We start from the raw sequence: 18791 nt of genomic DNA, 5'->3' as shown, positions 1-18791 counted from the left end.
GGAGACGGCGCTACACGGGATCCGCCCCGCGCAGGACGGAGAGGAAGCGCTTCAGGGCCGTCCCGAAGTACCCGGCGGCCAGCAGCGTCAGCGTCGCCGGCAGGACGACCTTGGGCCAGTCCAGCGACTCCGGATGACTCACACCCCGGTTGACCAGCAACAGGGTCAGCGCGCCCAGCACGCAGAGCAGCCCGATCAGGGCCGCGAGCGTACCGGTGGCGACCACCTGGTCCCGCGGAGCGGCCGCCGCCTCGAAACCGATGCCCTTGCGGATGCCGGAGAGCCCGCCCGCCAGTGACAGCACGCAGCCGAAACCCACCACCGCCAGCCCCACCAGCAGCAGCGGCGGATGCTGCGGCCAGGGGCCGGCCGGCCCGCCGAGCAGCGCCGAACCCCAGGCCACCGCCAGCAGCGGCAGGGCACAGACCGCCTGCAGCGACAGCCGGTTGGCACTGATGCGCAGCGTGGCGTCGTTGTAGGCACGGGCGACCTCGGACGGCGCACCCCACTCCAGGACGGCGCGCTGCGCCGCCTCCTCCAGGTCGTCGCAGACGTCCAGATTGCCCTCCGCCGCGCACTGGAGGCCGTCGAGTATCTCGTCGACGATGGCCGAACGGCGCGAGTCCGGCCCGACCAGGTGCTCCGCCACATGGTCGGTGAAGCTCTGCAGCACGGCCGCGTGCGTCACGGCTGCCCGCCCAGGACGACCGAGATCACGGAGGAGACCTCCCGCCACGCCGTCCGTTTGTCGGCCAGTGCCCGGCGGCCCGCCGTCGTGAGGAAGTAGTTCCGCCGGCGACGGCCGTTGTGGGTGATCCACTCGCTGTCGACCAGCCCGGCGGCCTCCAGCCGGTGCAGCGCCGGATAGACCGTCCCGGTCGGGAGGTTGATGGCGTCGCCGCTACGCCGCCGGAGCTCCTCGATCACCGCGTAGCCGTGCTGCGCCCCGGGCTCCAGCACCGACAGCAGCATGCCTTCCAGATTGCCTCTCAGGGTCTCGGCCTTCACGCTTCCCCACCCTACACATCGGGGCCCGGCCGGAACACGGCTGATTCGAGCCGCAATCGTTCAGCCGGACGCACGGCCCTGCCGTCCGGCCGTGGCCATGTCCTCCTCGACCGCGCCACCCCCGGCGCCGGGGCCCGGCACCACGGCCGGCGCCCGGCGGGCGCTCCTGGCCTCGATCAGGTTCAGGACCGGCCCGGTCATGGCGGTGGTCACCAGCGCCATGACGACCATCAGCGAGTACAGCGGGCCGTCCAGCAGGCCGAGTTGCAGTCCGACGCCGAGGATCACGAGTTCGGTGAGGCCCCGGGTGTTCATCAGCGCCGCCAGGGTCCCCGAGTCCTCCGCGGTGAGTCCCTGCGAGCGGGCACCCAGGTACGTCCCGCCGAACTTGCCGCCGATGGCGACGAGGAGGATGACGGCCAGCTCGGTCAGCCCTTCGAGGCCCACCCCGCGCAGATCGACCTTCAGGCCCGCGACCACGAAGTAGACGGGGAGCAGCAGCGAGGTGATCTCGCCCGTGCGCTCGCAGAGCTCCTCGCGCGTCGCCTCCGTCCCCTCGCGGGGCATCAGCGCACCGAACAGGAAGGCGCCGAAGATGTAGTGCATCCCCATCGCCTCGGTCGCCGTTCCGGACAGGAAGATGCCGACCATCACGACGGCCATGCCCGTCGGGGTGAGCCCCTTCCCGGGGGCGCCGTGGGTGAGCACCCGCCGCAGCAGGGGCCGCAGGGCCAGCAGGAGCACCGTGAACGGGACGAGCAGGGAGACCTGCCAGTAGCCGCCGGCGCCGCCGACGACGGCCTGCACCCCGGCCAGCGCGGACCAGGCGACGACGTCGACGACCGCGGCGGTGGCCAGTGCGAGGCCGCCGATCGCGAGGCGGGACATGCCCCGGCCGACCAGGATGCGGGCGAGCACCGGGAACGCGGTCACCGACACGGACAGGCCGATGAACACCACGAACGCGGCCCGCTGCTCGGTCGGGTGGTTGCGCAGCAGGAAGAAGGCGAGCGGGATGCCGAGGGCGAACGGCACCAGGGTCGAGCCCGTCGCGGCGCCGACGGTGATCCTCACCCGGCCGCGCAGGAAACGGTGTTCGAGTTCCAGCCCGACGACGAACATGAACAGGGCGACGCCGATGTTCGCCAGCGCCCCCAGCAGGGGCCGCACGTCGGCGGGGAAGAGCCGGTTGGCGACCAGGCTGCCGAACAGCGTCGGTCCGAGCAGGATGCCGGCCAGGATCTCGCCGACCACGGGCGGCTGGCCGAGACGGCCGGCCAGCGCGCCCAGACCGCGGGCGAGCAGCAGGATGAGACCTAAGTCCAGGAACAGCAGCTCAACTTGATGGGTCGTCATGATCGGTACGGTCCTCGATTCGGCCGGGCGTCGACGGAAAAGGCGTTGACCGAGCGCCACCCGTGCCGCGGGGCGCGGGGGTGTTCGTTCGACGTGCCGGTGCGGCCACGTCGTGAAAGGGGCGCGCGACGAATCGCGGCCCCGCAGCGCGCGTCCCGGTTCGGGGAAGGTGCCATCGACGGCACGCGGCGGCTGCGCGGCGTTTCCCGACGGGGGGTCACACGCTCCGTCGGCGCTCCCAGCCTGCGGTTCGCTCCGCGGCGGTGTCATCGCCCAGATTGCCCATCCGGCGCCCGGCGCCGACCCCCCCGGCAAACTTTCCATAAATCACGTGACCTGCGTATCCGTCGCCGACGTTTTGTCGGTTGCCTCGAAGCGGATCCGTATGCAAGGCTCAAAGCCGCCGTAACAGACTGCAACGGGGGGTTGCTGAGTGTCTGCAGGTGAACACAGACCCGGGCGGGGCCGGCTCCGGCACGGACCGTCGCACGAAGAGTCTTCCGCACAGTCAGCATCGCCGCCCACGGCCGGAGTCCTCCTCCGGGCCGACTGCCCGCACGAGCCGCCGACACCTCCGGGTGTGTCAGGTGCGCGGCCCGTCCGCGCGACGCCCCGCTCCCCCGGCAGCACCCTCCGCTGAACATCACTCTGTTCTCGTACGGGCGCGCTTTCCTGCTGCCGTTCCAGTCTCTGCGGGACACCGGAACGGCGCCACAGCGGCCGCACGCCCGTTTCTCATCGTCGTCGACCGGATCAGGGAGTGCGGAGAATGGAGCACCATGCGCGCCGCGCCGTCACGATCATTCGCCAGAATTACCACGAGCCACTCGTCCTGGACGATCTGGCCCGATCGGTAATGGTGAGCAAATTCTATTTGATCAGGGTTTTCCAGCGAGCCACCGGAGTAACTCCAGGGCGCTTTCTGAGCGCCGTTCGGCTGCACGAGGCGAAATCCCTCCTGGTGCACAGTTCCCTGAATGTGGCAGAGATTTCCGCACGGGTGGGCTACAGCAGTCCCAGCACGTTCTCCCGCCGTTTCACGACCTCGGTGGGCGTCTCCCCCACCCAGTACCGGCGGATCGGCCGGCACGACACGGACGAGGACCCCGGCATCGCCCCCAGCCCCGTCGAGCGCGGCCCGCTGGGATCCGTGGCGGGCACCGCCCATGTGCTCGGGACGTCGCGCTCGCCGCTGTACATCGGCCTGTTCGACAGCCCGATCCTCCAGGGGCAGCCCGCGGCCTGGACGAAGCTCGACGGGACCGGGCCCTTCCGGGTGAAGAACGTGCCGCCCGGCACCTGGCACCTGCACGCGGTGACGCTCGGGGCGCGGACCTCGGCCGAGCAGTGGGGCGACTCCCCGCTGCTGGTGGGTACGGTCGGTCCGGTGGACATCTGCGCCGGCGCCCGCACCCGCATCGACGTCGTGCTCCAGCAGGAGGACTGGACCCGTCCGCCGGTCCTGCTCGCCCTCCCCGGCATCGGCTCGCGGCCCGGCCGCCCGGTGCGGTCCCGCGGCCGGTTACCGCACCCCGCCGCGGCGTTCTACGGCCCGCAGCCGATCCGCCGGAGCGGGCGGCCGGCCTGCCGCGGCGCGGAGTGAACGGACCGGGGAAGCGCGAGGGCCGCCCGGCGGACAGCCGGGCGGCCCTCGGGCGCGCCGTGCGGAGCTGGGCGGACCTCAGCCCAGGGTGAAGCGGTCCGCCGCGGCACCCCGGAGCCGGCCCTTCGGCACCTTGCGGCCGAAGGTGAGGAGCAGCAGGTCCTGGGCGGCGCCGGTGACCTGCGATCCGCTGCCGAAGCTCCAGTCGAGGTCGTCCGCGCTCAGCCGGACGCCGTCGAGCTGAGCGCCGAAGAACTTGAACGCCTTGGGGTCGACGGCGTCCAGCAGGATGCGGAGCCGGTCCTCGGGGAGCTTCCGGTCGAGACCGATGGGCACCGTGATGTCGAGTCCGTGCACGACGTCGTGGCCGAGCGCGGCGGCGAAACCGCCGACCGGGGGCTTCCACGGGTGGGTGGCGTTGTCCCGCAGGAAGGCCGCGAGCCGGTCGGTGGAGAACTCGGCCGCGTCCTTGCGCGCGCAGCGGTCGGTCATGCGGTTCAGGCTGCCGCCGGCCAGGACGAGCTCCTTGGCCATCCGGGGAACGGAGTAGCGGAATCCGAACGACATGTGGGCGACGACTTCCCGGACCCGCCAGCCGGTGCACAGCGACGGCTCGTCCCATGTCTCCGCGGGCAGCTCGTCGAATACGGCGGCGAGTTCCCTGCGCTCGGCCGCGATCGCCGCGCGAATCTCGGATTCCGGATGCCCGTGTGACACGTTGCTCATGGCCCCATTTTACCGACCGGCCGGGGAGGAGCCAATAACATTCCGTTATCGCACCCAGGGCCTGCGGTTATGACCGCAGGTCACCTCGGTTGCATTCCGGTCCCGGTGAAAACCCGCCAGAACCAGAACTGGCCGAGGGTCACCGGGACGAGGGCCGGGAGCACGATCGCGGCCAGCAGCGTCAGGGAGCCGGAGTCGGCGATCGCCCGGGACAGCTCCAGTCCGCCCTGGCCCGAGTGGGTGGCCAGCACCGTGGTGCCGTTGACCGCGCCGACCAGGACGGGCAGGGCCACCAGCGGCGCGGCGCCCAGCAGCAGCGCCGCTCCGGTGCGCCCGGTCGCCTGGACCCGGTCGGAGGCGTACACGGCCGCGGCGGTGAGCACCCCGACGACGCCCACCACCACGGGGGCGTCGGTGACCACCGCGGCGGCCACCACGACGAGCAGGGGCAGCAGCAGGAGAACCGGGGTCAGCACCCGGGTCAGCCGGCCGAACCCGACCCGCACCGGGTTCCCCTCCGGCAGGCTGCGGGCGGCGCAGAGCAGGCCCTGGCGCAGGCAGCCGGCCACCGCCAGGGCGGCGCAGAGCAGCGTGAAGGGGTGGACCAGATCGGCCGCGGCCGCCACCGAGTGCCCGTCCGGCCCGACCGAGAGTCCCCGGACCAGCATGCCCAGCACCGCGCCCCAGCCGGCCGCGAGGACCAGGCTGGCGGCCGACAGCACGATGTCCCAGGTGCGTCGCCAGCGGGCGCCCTCGTACGCCGGGCGGAACCACAGCGCGCCGTCGCGCAGGAACCAGGCGCAGAGCACGGCGAGGAAGGGCAGCCGCAGCGCGCGCAGCAGTTCGCCCTCCGCCACGGGCAGGGCTCCGAAGAGGAGCCCGCCGAAGGCGACCAGCCACACCTCGTTCGCGAGGAAACGGGGGACGATCGCGCGCCGCATCCGGACGCGGCCGGCTTCCGTGTCGGCGAACGGCATCAGCATCCCGATGCCGAAGTCGATGCTCTCCAGAGCCAGGTAACCGGCGAGGAGGAGCCCGACCAGGGCGTACCAAAAGACATCCACCGTTGATTCCCCATCAGCTGGACATGTGTGCGTTCATGGCATGGGTCAGTAGGAGGGGCGGACGTCCGCCGGGGGTGCGCCCCGGCCGTCCTCCCGCGGCGCCCCGCGCTCTTCGGCGTCCGGGAAGAGGTCCGTGTCGCCGAGCAGTCCCACGTCCGGTCCGAGCCTGGCGAAGCGGACCATCAGCGCCCAGTCGACGACGGCGAGGGTGGTGAGCACGAGCGTGAAGACGACCAGGGAGGCGAGCATCCCGCTGACGGGGACGTCCGCGACCGCGTCCCGGACCGTCAGTTCGCCGGTGACCATCCAGGGCTGCCGGCCGACCTCCCGGCTGAGCCAGCCGCAGATCAGGGCCAGGAAGCCGAGCGGCAGCAGGAAGGCGGGGAGCCGCAGCCCGAACCGCCGGGCCGGTGGCGTCCCGCCCGCCCGGCCACGGCCGGCCGTGGCCGGGATCCAGACCAGGAAGGCCAGCAGGACACCGATGAGGAGCATGAGCACGGCCGCTCCGCCCACCCAGGCGGGCGGCATCCAGTCGCCGGCGCCGTACCGGGCCTGTGCCCCGGCGCGGACCGCGTCGAGTTCGGCGCCGCTCTGCCCCATCACGACGGCGTACTTCTCCGGCTGGTAGTCCTTGAGCGCCCCCAGGTGCACGAACCCCGCCACCACGGTGACGAGCGCCCCGCCGCCCGCGAGGTACGAGCCCTGGAGCAGCGTCGGGCGGAAGAACTCGGTGTCCCGGTCGCGGCGCAGGTGGTAGGCGCTGACGGTGGCCATGAACAGCCCGGCGATCAGGGCCACGGCACCGGCGATGTGCACCACCGCGTACCAGGTCGCCCCGTTGGTGAGCAGGGCGCCCCAGTCGGTGACCCGGGCGACGCCGTCGCGCATCTCGTAGCCGACGGGGTTCTGCATGAAGCCGTTGACCACCATCACCCAGAACGTGGAGGCGTACGCGGTGAGGGCGACGCCCCAGATCAGCGCGAGGTGGGCCCGCGGCGGCACCCGGGCGAAGCCGAAGGCCCAGAGCCCGAGGAAGGTCGATTCGAGGAAGAACGCGACGACCGTCTCGATCGCCAGCGGGGCGCCGACGACGTTTCCCACGACGTGCGACAGGCCGGACCAGTTCATGCCGAACTGGAACTCCTGGGCCAGCCCGCTGACGATGCCGAGCGCGTAGTTGACGACGTAGAGGCCGCCCCAGAAACGCACCCGCCGCATCCGGGTGGCGCGCAGGACGGGGTCGGTGGTGCGCACCGCCCGGGTCTGCGTCAGGGCGACCACGGTGACCAGTCCGAGGGTCATCGCGACGAACAGGAAGTGCAGGGTCGCCGTGACGGCGAACTGGAGTCGCGCGAGGTCGATTGCGTTCACGGGGCGTCTTCCGGTCGGGTGGGAGGATCGGGAACGGTCGGCGAAGGGCCGGCGGCGCGGGCTAGCCGAGCTGGGTGCGCGCCTGTTTCGCGAGGGCCTTGGCCGCCGGGCTCATCCGGCCGCCGGCCCGCCAGGCCAGGGCGAGACCGCCCCGCAGGTGCATGCTGGAGATCCGCACCGGGTGCAGCAGCTCCGGCTGGGAGAGCACGAACCGCTCCGGCAGGATCGCCATGCCGATGCCCCGGGAGGCGAGCTGGGCGAGCACCCGGGGATCGCTGGCCTCGAAGGCCACCCGGGGTTTGACGCCCGCCGCCGCCCAGGTCGCGTCGGAGGCCGCGCGCACGGCGCTGCCGACGGGCAGGCACATCAGCGTGTGGGATTCCACCTCGTCCACGGTGATGCTGCCGCGCCCGGCGAGCGGGTGGGCGTGACCGACCGCCCCGACCAGCAGTTCGTCGGCGATGACCAGGGTTTCCAGCCCGGCCGGCGGATCGACGCCGACACCGATGATCGCGACGTCGATCCGGCCCGCCCGCACGGCCTCGACCAGGTGTTCCGTGCTCCCCTCACTCAGGGAGATCTCCACGGCGGGGTACTTCTCGCTGAAGTCCGCGACCAGATCGGGAAGCCGCAGGGACAGCGAGGACGCGACGGAGCCCAGCGCCACCTGTCCGCGCACGACGCCGGTGACGTTCTCCACCGCGTCCCGCACGCTGTCGACGGCGGCCAGTGCCGCACGCGCGTGCGGCAGCACCGCCGCGCCCACACCCGTCAGTTGGACCGTCCGACCGCTCCGGTCTATCAGGTCCTTGCCCAACTCCCCTTCCAGCCGTCTGATCTGCGCACTCACACAGGGCTGGGTCACGAAAACGCGCGCGGCCGCTTTCGTAAAGCTGGCTTCTTCGGCCACCGCCACGAGGTACTCCAGCTGACGCAATTCCATGGATTGATCGTACCGGTCAACCACCCTCGAAGAGTCGGCAATTGGGACACCCGGCGAACGGCGGAACAGCGAACCTCCACAGCGGCGTGAAGAAATGTCAGACCCCCGTGAGCAAAGGGTCAAATCCGGGTCAAGACTTCGCCGCCGGGGCTTCGAGCCGGTTGAGGGTCCCGGTCAGGTACTGCTCCCGGCAGGGCCGGCGGCGCACCTTTCCGCTGGTGGTCTTCGGCAGCGTCCCGCGGCGGATCAGCACCACGTCGGCGACGTCGATCCGGTGGTTGCGGCGCAACGCCTCCCGCACGGCGGTGGTCACCTCCTCCGCGCTCGCGTACCGGCCCACCCGGCTGTCGCCCTCGACCACGACGACCACGGACTCCTCCCGGCCGTCGTCCACCGGGAACGCGGCGGCGGAGGCCGGCCGCAGCAGCGGGTGGCTGCCCTCGACGGTGTGCTCCAGGTCCTGCGGGTAGTGGTTGCGGCCCTTGACGATGATCAGGTCCTTCAGGCGGCCGGTGACGAAGAGGTCCCCGCCGTGCACGAACCCCATGTCGCCGGTGCGCAGGAACGGCCCGTCCGCCCCGGCTCCGGATATCCGCGCCCGGAAGGTCCGCTCGCTCTCCTCCTCGCGCCCGAAGTAGCCGGCCGCCACGCACGGACCGGTCACCCAGATCTCGCCGACCTCGTCGGGTGCCGCCTCGCGGAGGGTGTGCGGGTCGACGATCCGCACCCGGGTGTCGCCGACCGTACGGCCGACGCTCATGATCGTGCTGGTCCCGGTGACGGCCTCCGGCTCGCCGGCGACCGGGACCACCTTGCCCCGGCCCAGCGCCCGCGCGTCCAGCACCAGCGGTGCCGGCTCGATGCCCGGCCCGCTGCCGCTGACCTTCAGGGTGTGCTCCGCGAGGCCGTAGCTCGGTGCGAGGGCGGCGCTCTCCAGGCCGCTGGCGGCGTACTTGCCGGCGAAGTCCCGCAGCGTGTGCTCACGGACCGGCTCGGCGCCGTTGGCGGCCATCCGCCAGCGCGAGAGGTCGATCGAACCACGCACGCTGTCGCTGCGCACGCACAGGTCGTAGGCGAAGTTCGGGGCCGAGGAGTGCGTGCCGCCGAACCGGGACAGCGCCTCCAGCCAGCGGCCGGGGCGGCGGATGAAGGCCTCCGGCCCCATCAGGTACGAGGGCCGGCCCGCCCACAGCGGCAGCACGATGCCCAGCAGCAGGCCCATGTCGTGGAAGAACGGCAGCCAGGAGACGACGGAGCCGTCGTCCTCCAGCGGCCACAGCTGGTCCGTCTCCCCGGCGTTGAACCAGAAGTTGGCGTGCGTGACCATCACGCCCTTGGGCGTTCCGGTGGAGCCGGAGGTGTACTGCAGCAGGGCCACGTCCGACAGCGCCGGCACGGGCAGTGCGGTCCCGGCGGCCGGCACCGGCAGCTCGTCGGTGGCGACGATCTCCAGGCCCTCCAGTTCGGGCAGCCCGGCGAAGTCGGTGAGCACCTGGTCGCGGACCTCACGGGTGGTCAGCACCAGTGTCGTGCGGGCGTCGTCGGCGATGGTCCGCAGGCGCTGCACCGCGTGGTGGCGGGTCGGCACCTGGACCGGGGCCCCCATCAGGCCGGCCGCGGTGCAGGCCAGCCAGGCCCTGATGAACTCCAGCCCGTTGGGGTACATCAGCACGGCACTGCGGCGCTCGCCGGCCAGCCCGGCGAGGGCGCCGGCCCTGGCCAGCACCTCGCGGTGCAGTTGCCCGTAGGTGACCTCCTCGCCGACCTCCTCGCCGTTGCGCAGGTACACGTAGGCGACGGTGTCGGGCATCTCGTCCGCCCGCCCGGCCAGCAGCGCGGGCAGCGGCAGCGGAGTGCGCTCTGTCATGGAATCAGTGCTCATTGCCGTCCGTTCATCAAGGGTGGCAGGCGGACATCCTCGAAGGGCCGCTCAGGCGAGGTCGGTGAGCCCCGCGCGCGGCGCGTTGATCAGCGCCGCCATGTTGCCGGGGGGCTGGCGGTTCTCGTGCATCAGCTGGTGGGCCTCGCCGATCTCCGGCAGGCTGAACAGCCCGGAGAGGCAGGGGTCGAGCTGCCCGGAGGCGACGAGGTGGATCACCGCCCGGCACTGGGCCGGGTTGAAGCCGTGCGAGCCCTGCAGGCGCTTCTGGCGCATCCACAGGAACCGCAGGTCGACGTCGGCGGCGTAGCCGGAGGTGCCACCGCAGATGGTGACCATGCCGCCGGTGTCGCACAGGTACATGGAGGTGGGGATGGTGTCCTGGCCGCTGTGCTCCAGGACGACCTTCGGCGCCCGGCGGTCGCCGAGGGCCTCCCAGTAGGCCCGGCCGAAGCGGCGCAGCTCCCCCATCCAGGCGCCGAACGCGGCCGGGTCGTTCAGGTCGGGCATCCGGCCCCAGTGGGAGAACTGGCGGCGGTCGACCGTGCCGACCGCGCCGAGGCCGCGGCAGTACTCGGCGCGCTCCTCGCTGGAGACCACCGCGACGGGCAGCCCGCCCGCGTTGCGGACCAGCTGGATGGCCATCGACCCGAGCCCGCCGGCACCGCCCCAGATCAGCACCGGGTCGCCCGGCCTGACCGTGTTGGGCGCCCAGCCGAACAGCTGGCGGTAGGCGGTCGAGCCGGTGAGGATGAACGCGGCCGCGGCCTCCCAGGTGAGGTTCGCGGGCTTCGGGTGGCACTGGTAGTCGTCGACGAGCGCGAACTGGGCGAAGGTGCCGAAGTTGGACTCGTACCCCCAGGCCTGCAGGGTGGACGAGAAGGTCGGGTCCCCGCCGAGGCGGATGTCCTCCGAGGTCTCGTCCCACTGGCCGCCGGAGAGCACGACCTGGTCCCCCACGGAGACCCCGGCCACGCCGTCGCCGACGGCGAAGACCACGCCCGAGCCCTCGGAGCCGCCGATGTGGAAGTCCTCGGGCTCGCCGCGCTTCTGCCGGGCGCCGATGACGTCCAGCGGGTAGCCGAGGCCGGCCCAGACGTTGTTGTAGTTGATGCCCGCCGCCATCACCCAGACGAGGACCTGGCCGCGCCCCGGCTTCGGGGTGTCGACGACCTCGGTGGCGAAGGACTTCAGCGGCTCGCCGAAGCGGCTCCGGCGGATCACGGACGCGTACATCTTCTCCGGAACGGAGCCGAGCGGCGGCATCTCACCCAGCTCGTAGAGGCTCTTCCCCATGGACACTGCTCTCCTGTGGTCGTGGAACGGATGACGGTCGAACGGAACGCCGGGGTGCCGGGAGGTGCGCGGTCAGACCGCGGGCACGGGGAACGCGGAGCGTTCGTACGGGTAGCCCGGCAGCGAGGTCCGGCGGGGGGTGCGCCGCGGGTGCAGTCCCGGCCAGTCGATCTCGACGCCGGCGGCCCACAGCGCGCCCAGCGTCGACAGCAGGATCTCGGGGTCGGGCGTCTCGTCGGTCGGGTGCGGCAGGCCCTGCAGGATCGGGTGGTTCCAGCGGAGTTCGGCATGGCGCCGGGCCAGCGACGTGAGCGTGGTGCCCGGTCCGACCTCGACGAGGGCGCAGCCCGGCAGGGCGTTCAGCGTCTCCAGGACGTCGTGGTAGCGGACGGCGTGGCGCATGTGCCGGCACCAGTAGCCGGGCGTGCGGATCTCGTCCGGGTCGGCCCAGGTCCCGGTGGTGTCGGAGACCACCCGGATCGCCGGGCGGTGGAAGGTGATGCCGGCGAGGAACTCCTCGTACTCGTCGAGCACCGCGTCGACCAGCGAGGAGTGGCCGGCTCCCGGCACCTTCAGCAGGCGCGTCTCCAGGCCCTTGGCCGCGTGCTCCTCGACGAACCGCTCGACCGGCTCGCGCGGCCCCGAGACGGTCACCTGGTCGGGGCCGCTGATCACGGCGATCCCGACGCCCTCGGGGAGCAGCGGCAGCAGTTCGGCCTCCGGCAGCCGGACGGCCGCCATCGCGCCGGGCGCCAGGGTCAGCAGCAGTTCGGTGCGCTTGAGGACCATCCGGACGGCGTCGGGGAAGGAGAACACCCCGGCGGTGCACGCGGCGGCGTAGCCGCCGAGGCTGTGGCCGACGACCGCCGCGGGGCGCACGCCCCACCGGACGAAGGCCTTGGCGAGGGCGTACTCCAGGACGAAGACCGCGAGTTGGGCGATCCGGCCGTCCGCGACGGCCTGCCGTGCGGTTTCCTCGGCGGCCTCCCCCACCGGGTCGTAGACGACGCCGAGGTCGATGCCGGAGGCGTCCAGGACGTGCGCCACGCACGCGTCCAGATCGGCCCGGAAGTACGGGTCGAGGCGGTAGAGCCCGCGGGCCATGCCGGCGTGCTGGCCGCCGTGCCCGGGGAAGGTGAAGACCACCGGCGGCGGGTCGTCCGCGGCCGACCCGCGGGGCCGGTCCTTGTCCTTGACCTTGACCCCGGCGAGCGCGGCGGCGGCCCCGGCGGGGTCGCGGGCCACCACGAAGCCCCGGTGGGCGTACCTGGTCCGGCCGGTCTGCAGGGTCCACGCCGCGTCCTGGAGCGCCGCGCCGTCCGCGGCCCGTTCCAGGTGGCGGCCGAGCCGCGCCGCGACGGCGGCCAGCGCGGTCGCGGACTTCGCCGAGTACGGGAGCAGCTGCCAGCCGTCCGCGTCGGGGGCGGCCGGTCCGGTCCGCGGCGCCGCGGGCGGCTGCTCGACGATCACGTGGGCGTGCGTTCCGAAGGGGCCGGAACCGCCGGCCGACGCGCGGCGCGGCCCGGTGTCGTCCGCCCGCCGGCCGGGCCCGTCGTGCACCGCGAGGACGGCCCGTACGAAGGCGGCCGCGGCGGGCGCGGTGTCGGTGACGCCTCTCCCCGGGGCGGTGTCCTGTTCGGCGACGGTGTCCGCGGCGACGCCGCTCACCGCGAGGGCGTCCCGGACGATCCGGGCGCGGCCCTCCGCCGCGGACTCGCCCGGCCCCGTGGTGCCGACGGCGGTGCCGCGGACCACCGCGTAGATCCGGTCGCCGTCGTCCAGCGCGGCCCGGAGCGGCTTCAGCACGGCCACCGCGCAGCCGCCGCCCGGCTCGGCGCCCTCGGGGCCGAGCACGCCGACCGACCCGGCCAGGGCGAGGTCGCACTCGCCGCCGAGCAGCGCCTGGACGGCGGTGTGCACGGCGACCGGGGCGGTCGCCCCGGCCGCCTGTACGGAGACGGCGGGGCCGGTCAGCCCCAGCTTGTAGGCGACCCGCGAGGCGAGGAAGTCGGCCCCGGTGGCGGCCCGGATCTGCCGGTCGTCGATCGGGGGCGCCCCGGCGGGCCGGCCGCGCAGCCGCGCCGCGTGGGTGGTGGTGGCGCCGCCCGCGTAGATGCCGACGACCGCCTCGTCCCTGGCCGGGTCGTGCGCGGCGTCCTCCAGGGCGTGCTGGGCGCACTCCAGCAGGAGGCGCTGCTGCGGGTCGAGGATCGCCGACTCGCGCGGTGAGATGCCGAAGAATCGGTGGTCGAACGCGTAGGGGTCGGCCAGCGGTCCGGCGGTCGGGTCCGCCGGGCCGGCGGACCGGCACCCGCGGAAGGCGTCGAGGCCGTCGGCCTGCCCGATGCGCGCCGCCAGGCCGACGACGGCGATGTGGGCGTCGGGGTCGACGTCGTGGTCGCCCGGTGCGAGGTCTGTCATGGGGTCCGCCGTTCCCTTTCCGGTTGAGAGTGCGTGCTCGTGCGGCCCGGTCAGGCCACGGGAACGGTCGGGCGGACGAAGCGGTCGCCCTCGCGGCCCAGCGCGGCGTCCTGGTGGTTGGCGATCAGCTCGTAGGGCTGGCCGGGCCGGAACCCGCCGGCCTGCTCCAGACGCTCGAACTGGGCGTCTTCGAGGGTGAGTTCGAGCGCGGCGAGGTAGTCCTCCAGCTGCTCGGCGGTGCGCGGGCCGATGACGGGCACCATCGCGGTGGCCGACCGGGCCGACCGGGCGCGCAGCCAGGCCATGGCGACCTGCCCGGCGGGGGCGCCGGTCTCCTCCGCGACGGCGAGCACGGCGTCCAGGACGGCGGTGCGCTGCTCGGAGTCCTCGACCCGGATGGCCTGGCCGTCCCAGTCGGTCAGCCGGCCGCTCCGGCTCTGCCGGTACTTGCCGGTGAGCAGGCCGCCGCCGAGCGGTGCCCACAGGGTGGCGCCCAGGCCCAGGGCCTCGGCCATCGGGAGCAGTTCACGCTCGGCGCCGCGCTCGGCGAGGCTGTACTCCAGCTGGATGCCCACCAGGCGGGGCAGTCCGCGCAGTTCGGCGAGGGTGACGGCGCGGGAGATCCGCCAGGCCGGGAAGTTGGAGAAGCCCGCGTAGAGGATCTTGCCGGACCGGACGAGGCCGTCGAGGGCGCCCAGGATCTCCTCGACCGGGGTGACCGAGTCGGGCAGGTGGGCCCAGTACACGTCGATGTAGTCGGTGCCGAGGCGCCGGAGACTGGCCTCGACCGAACTGCGGATGTTCTTGGCGCTGTTGCCGGTGTTGGAGATCCGGGGCCGGCCGGCGCCCAGGGTGAACTTGGTGCTGACCACGAAGTGGTCGCGGTCGGCGCCGAGGAACTCGCCGAGCAGCTTCTCGGACTCGCCGATCTGGTAGTTGTCGGCCGAGTCGAGGAAGGTGCCGCCGGCCTCCGCGAAGCGGTCGAAGATCTTGCGGGCCTCCTCGCGGCTGGCGCCGCCGCCCCACAGGGTGCCGAAGTTCGCCGTGCCGAGCGCGTACTCGGAGACCCGCAGGCCGGTGGCGCGGCCGAAGGTGGTGTAGTGCATGGCTGTCCCCTAATTCTCCGTGGTCAGCGCGTCGTTGACGATGCGCAGCAGTTCGGCCTGCGACTGCGGGTCGCGGAAGTAGAAGTGACCGCCGGGCAGGACGTGCGCGGCGAAGGCGTTCCGGGTGTGCGGGGCCCAGGCGAGCTGGCCGGGGTCCTCCTGGTCGCCGACGAAGGCCGTGATCGGGATGTCCAGCGGCTCCTCGGCGACGTACTCGTGGGAGTCGGCGAGTTCGGCGTCCGCGCGCAGGTAGCGCAGCGCGAGCCGCTTGAGGTCGGATTCCTCGTGGACGACCATCGGCAGCGCGCCCCAGCGTTCCTCGATCGCGGCGAGCAGTTCGTCGTCCGGCAGGTCCCGGATGTTCCGGCGTTCCGGGAGAGGCGGCGGCTGCATGGAGGACAGCAGCAGGGCGCGGGGCAGGCGCCGTCCGGCCCGGCGCAGGGCCCGGGTGGTCTCGAAGGCGATCAGCGCGCCCAGGCTGTGCCCGAAGAAGGCGAAGTCCCGTCGGCCGAAGTCGGCCTGCTCGACGAGGTCGCGGACCAGGTCGCCGATCCGCGTGTACGGGGCCTCGTCCTGCCGGGGGGCGCGGCCGGGCAGCTTGACCGCCCAGACCCGGATGCCGGGCAGGGCGCCGCCCCAGCGGACGAACTCCCCCGCCGAGCCGCCCGCGTGGGCGAAGCAGTACAGGTCGAGCGTGGTCTCCGTCCTGGGCCTGCGGCCGGAGAGCCAGCGGGCCTGCAGGTCGGCCGGGGTGGTGGCCTCGGGTGCGGGGCCGCCGCCGGTCGCGGTTCCGGTGCCGGTCATGCCGACTCCTCCTCGGTGTCCTGGTGCGGGGCGGCCAGTTGCTGCTCGATCAGTGCGGCCAGGTCGGCCGCCGTCGCGGACGCGAACAGGGCGCTCATCCTGATCTCGACCGGGTAGATCTCCTTGAGCCGGGCGAGGAGTTTGACGGCGATGAGGGAGTCGCCGCCGAGTTCGAAGAAGCTCTCGTCCGGTTCCAGGTCGGGCAGTCCGAGGGCGTCGCCGAACAGCCGCAGCACCACGCCGAGGGGGGTGTCGTCGGCGGACTCCGGCCGGCTGCCGTCGGCGGGGGCGGTGCTCGTGACGGCGGGCTCCTCGTCCGCCGTCCGGGTCTCCGCGACGCCGGTGCCGGTGACGCCGGCGGTGGCGACGGCGCCGTTCCCGCCGGCCGTCCGGGACTCCTCGTCCGGGTGGCGCACCAGGTACGGGAGCCGCTCGAAGGGGTAGCCGGGCAGCGGGACCTTGGCCCGCCGCTCGCCCTCGTGCACGCCCGCCCAGGAGACCCGGGCGCCGGACAGCCACAGCCGGCCCAGCGCGTCGTAGAGGACCGCCAGCGCGTCACCGCCGTCGTCGGGGTCGGCCAGCCCGGCGAGCAGGAGGTACCCGGGGGTGCACCGGGGCTTGCGGCGGGCGGTCTCGACCAGGCTCGAACCCGCGCCCACCTGGAGGAGAACGCGCTCGGGGTCGGCGAGGAGCGTGTCCAGCGCGGCGTCCGGGTCGGCGGCGGTGCGCAGTTCCGCCGCCCAGCGGCCGGCCGTGACCGGTGTCCCGGGGTCGTTCCAGCTGCCGTCGCCGAGGACGACGGGGATCCGCTGCGGCCGCGGGTCCAGTGCGTCGAGCAGCGCGCGCAGGTCCTCCTCGGTCCCGCCGGAGCGGGCCGGTTCGGCGATCAGCCGCACCGCGCCGGCCACCGGGAGGACACCCGCGACGACGGCCGCGACCAGCGAACCGGTGCCGGTGCCGAGGACCGCGCCCGGCCGGATGCCCCAGCGCTGCCAGAGCGCGGCCAGGGCGTACTCGAGGGCGAACACGTAGGTGTCGCGCACCACCGGGTCGCGCGGCAGGGCCAGGCCGCGGGCGGTCTCCCGCACCGCGCGGACGAGCTGCTCGTCGACGCCGTCCAGGACGCTGTCGAACGCCTCCCGGAAGGCCGGTTCGGTGAGGTGCAGCCGCCAGGCCTCCGCCGGTCCGATCCGCCCGGGGAAGAGGAACACCACGGGCCGTTGCCGCGGCGCTCCGGTCGAGTGGACCGTCGTCCGCTCCCGGCCGTCGCCGAGGACGGTGAACGCCCGGTGCCCGTGCTCGCGCCGGCCGGTCTGGAGGGTCCAGGCGGCGTCGGCGGGCGCGGGCGCCGCGGGGCCGGCCAGGTGCGCGTCGAACCGGGCCAGCCGGACGCCCAGCGCCGGGGCGGTGCGGGCGGAGTGCACCAGCAGGTGGGCTCGCCGCTCGGACGCGCGGACCGGCCGCTCGGGCGCCTCCTCCAGCACCAGGTGGGCGTTGACGCCGCCGACCGCGAAGGAGCTGACCCCGGCGCGCCGGGGGAGGTCGCCCGGCGCCCAGGTGCCGAGTTCGGTGGCGACCCGGAACGGGCCGCTCTCGAAGTCGATCTGCGGGTTGGGTTCGGTGAAGTGCAGGCTCGGCGGGATCTGCCGGTGGCCGAGCGCCAGGACCGTCTTGATGAGGCCCGCGGCGCCGGCCGCCGCGTCGGCGTGCCCGATGTTGGTCTTCACCGAGCCGATGGCGCAGAAGCCCCGCTCGTCGGTGTCGGCCCGGAACGCCCGGGTGAGGGCGGTCACCTCGATCGGGTCGCCGATCGGGGTGGCGGTGCCGTGGGCCTCGACGTAGGTGACGGTGCGGGCGTCGGTGCCCGCGGTGAGCAGTGCCTCCCGGACGGCGGCGGCCTGGCCCGCGACGGTGGGCGCGGTGAAACCGATCCGCCCGGCGCCGTCGTTGGTCACGGCCGAGCCGCGGACGACCGCGCGGATGTGGTCGCCGTCGGCCAGCGCGTCGGCCAGGCGCTTGAGGACGACCACGCCGACGGCGTTGCCGGCGACGGTGCCCTCGCCCTTCGCGTCGAAGGCGCGGCAGACGCCGTCGGGCGCCAGGGTGCCGTCCGGTCCGGTCCAGGTGATCTTCTTCGGGGGCACGTGCACGGCGACGCCGCCCGCCAGGGCCAGGTCGCAGTCGCCGGCGAGCAGGCCGCGTCCGGCCGTGTGGACGGCCACCAGGGCGGTGGCGCAGGCCGATTGCACGGCGACGGCCGGGCCCCGCAGGCCGAGGCGCTCGGCGGTGCGGGCGACCAGGAAGTCCGGGGCGGTGCCGAGGACGATGTCGTCCTCGGTGACTCCGCCGAGCCGGTCGCTCTGGGCGGCGAGCGCCTCCGCGTAGCGGGTCTCGGTGCAGCCGCCGTAGACGCCGACGGTGCCGGGGAAGCGGTCGGGGTCCGCGCCGGCGTCCTCCAGGGCCGCGACCGCGCACTCCAGGAAGACCCGGTGCTGCGGGTCGAGGAGGAACGCCTCCCTGGCGGAGTAGCCGAAGTAGTCGGCGTCGAACCACTCGGCGCCGTCCAGCCGGCCGCGGGACGGCACATAGGTGAGGTCGCCGCCGTCGGGCGCGCCGCCCGGAACGACCTGGGGGGCGTCGCGGGTGACGGTGTCCCGGCCGGCCACGAGATTGTCCCAGAATTCGTCGGTGTCGGCGGCGCCGGGAAAGCGGCCGGCCATTCCGATCACGGCGATGAATCCGCTGGTGTCTTCCGGGGTTCCGATGTCACTCACCGAATTCTCCGTCGGGATCGGGTGCCTGTCCGCCCAGCTGGGCCCGCCGGTTTCCCAGGCGGTTCAGCCGGCCGGCCGGGCGGCGGCGGCCCTCGGCGGGTGCGGCGGCCCCGCCCTCCTTCAGGCGGCGGGCGAGGGACCGCACGGTCGGGTGCGTGAAGAACTCGACGAGTTCGATGTCCTGGCCGGTGCGCCGGACGACCTGCTCACGAACCATCTGGAGCAGCAGGGAGTGTCCACCGAGATCGAAGAAGCTCTCGTCGTGGCCCACCTCGGGGACCTGCAGGACCTCGCACCAGATCTCGGCGACGACGGCCGTGAAATCCATTTCCGGTGGATTCGCTCGGGATGCGTGCACTCCACTCCTCCCCCTTCGGGTCGCCGGTTCGGCGGCTCCGCAGAATCATCTGCCGTCCCCCCGGAAGGTGTCCAATAACTAC

General features: G+C 73.4%; 15 protein-coding genes. 1 reads left to right on the top strand and 14 read right to left on the bottom strand.

Annotation, left to right across the window (positions count from 1 at the left end; genetic code table 11):
* Positions 1 to 10: 10 nt before the first annotated feature.
* Genes ACIP82_RS29025 through ACIP82_RS29015 form a run of 3 tightly spaced genes read right to left on the bottom strand, consistent with a single transcriptional unit; the run spans position 11 to position 2364 of the window.
* The gene (locus ACIP82_RS29025) at positions 11 to 673 is read right to left on the bottom strand and encodes a hypothetical protein (RefSeq protein ID WP_400657580.1); all 663 of its coding nucleotides are present in this window, start codon (positions 671 to 673) and stop codon (positions 11 to 13) included.
* Between the two features lie 11 nt (positions 674 to 684).
* Positions 685 to 1008 carry a helix-turn-helix transcriptional regulator gene (locus ACIP82_RS29020; protein WP_363607754.1) on the bottom strand — a complete coding sequence of 108 codons (324 nt, stop codon included), beginning with the start codon at positions 1006 to 1008 and terminating at the stop codon, positions 685 to 687.
* Between the two features lie 60 nt (positions 1009 to 1068).
* Positions 1069 to 2364, bottom strand: coding sequence for a cation:proton antiporter (locus ACIP82_RS29015; protein WP_400657577.1), 1296 nt, complete (start codon positions 2362 to 2364; stop codon positions 1069 to 1071).
* Between the two features lie 769 nt (positions 2365 to 3133).
* Between ACIP82_RS29015 and ACIP82_RS29010 the strand changes: the two genes are divergently transcribed.
* Positions 3134 to 3967 (top strand): helix-turn-helix domain-containing protein, encoded by an 834-nt coding sequence (locus ACIP82_RS29010; RefSeq protein ID WP_363607752.1) that lies wholly within the window; start codon positions 3134 to 3136, stop codon positions 3965 to 3967.
* A 78-nt stretch (positions 3968 to 4045) separates the two neighbouring features.
* Here the strand turns inward: ACIP82_RS29010 and ACIP82_RS29005 are convergent, their stop codons facing one another.
* The 11 genes from ACIP82_RS29005 to ACIP82_RS28955 all read right to left on the bottom strand — a co-directional run bounded on the left by ACIP82_RS29005 (position 4046) and on the right by ACIP82_RS28955 (position 18679).
* Positions 4046 to 4693, bottom strand: a complete 648-nt coding sequence (locus ACIP82_RS29005; RefSeq protein ID WP_363607751.1) for a maleylpyruvate isomerase family mycothiol-dependent enzyme — start codon at positions 4691 to 4693, stop codon at positions 4046 to 4048.
* A gap of 80 nt (positions 4694 to 4773) precedes the next feature.
* Positions 4774 to 5757 (bottom strand): cytochrome d ubiquinol oxidase subunit II, encoded by a 984-nt coding sequence (locus ACIP82_RS29000; RefSeq protein ID WP_400657573.1) that lies wholly within the window; start codon positions 5755 to 5757, stop codon positions 4774 to 4776.
* 45 nt (positions 5758 to 5802) lie between these two features.
* Positions 5803 to 7128: a cytochrome ubiquinol oxidase subunit I gene (locus ACIP82_RS28995; RefSeq protein ID WP_363607749.1), complete on the bottom strand. Its 1326-nt coding sequence runs from the start codon at positions 7126 to 7128 to the stop codon at positions 5803 to 5805.
* A 61-nt stretch (positions 7129 to 7189) separates the two neighbouring features.
* Positions 7190 to 8071: a LysR family transcriptional regulator gene (locus tag ACIP82_RS28990; protein WP_363607748.1), complete on the bottom strand. Its 882-nt coding sequence runs from the start codon at positions 8069 to 8071 to the stop codon at positions 7190 to 7192.
* Between the two features lie 130 nt (positions 8072 to 8201).
* A complete protein-coding gene (locus ACIP82_RS28985) occupies positions 8202 to 9938 on the bottom strand; it encodes a fatty acyl-AMP ligase (RefSeq protein WP_363607747.1) in 1737 nt (578 codons plus the stop codon).
* 63 nt (positions 9939 to 10001) lie between these two features.
* Positions 10002 to 11246: a crotonyl-CoA carboxylase/reductase gene (gene ccrA, locus ACIP82_RS28980; protein WP_363607746.1), complete on the bottom strand. Its 1245-nt coding sequence runs from the start codon at positions 11244 to 11246 to the stop codon at positions 10002 to 10004.
* Between the two features lie 72 nt (positions 11247 to 11318).
* Entirely contained in the window at positions 11319 to 13667 is a 2349-nt protein-coding gene (locus tag ACIP82_RS28975; RefSeq protein ID WP_400657568.1) for an acyltransferase domain-containing protein, read from the bottom strand.
* Positions 13668 to 13717: 50 nt separating this feature from the next.
* Entirely contained in the window at positions 13718 to 14773 is a 1056-nt protein-coding gene (locus ACIP82_RS28970) for an aldo/keto reductase (RefSeq protein WP_363607744.1), read from the bottom strand.
* A 9-nt stretch (positions 14774 to 14782) separates the two neighbouring features.
* Positions 14783 to 15577 carry an alpha/beta fold hydrolase gene (locus ACIP82_RS28965; protein WP_363607743.1) on the bottom strand — a complete coding sequence of 265 codons (795 nt, stop codon included), beginning with the start codon at positions 15575 to 15577 and terminating at the stop codon, positions 14783 to 14785.
* On the bottom strand, positions 15574 to 18351 hold the full coding sequence (locus ACIP82_RS28960) for a type I polyketide synthase (RefSeq protein WP_400657565.1): 2778 nt from the start codon (positions 18349 to 18351) through the stop codon (positions 15574 to 15576). The genes ACIP82_RS28965 and ACIP82_RS28960 overlap by 4 nt, the downstream gene beginning before the upstream one ends.
* Positions 18344 to 18679: an acyl carrier protein gene (locus ACIP82_RS28955; RefSeq protein WP_363607741.1), complete on the bottom strand. Its 336-nt coding sequence runs from the start codon at positions 18677 to 18679 to the stop codon at positions 18344 to 18346. The genes ACIP82_RS28960 and ACIP82_RS28955 overlap by 8 nt, the downstream gene beginning before the upstream one ends.
* Positions 18680 to 18791: the final 112 nt, after the last annotated feature.

Origin of the sequence: Kitasatospora sp. NPDC088548, assembly GCF_044753005.1 — a bacterium.
Taxonomy (GTDB): domain Bacteria; phylum Actinomycetota; class Actinomycetes; order Streptomycetales; family Streptomycetaceae; genus Kitasatospora.
Note: the sequence above shows the minus strand (reverse complement) of the source record. Positions and strands in the feature narration are given on the sequence as shown.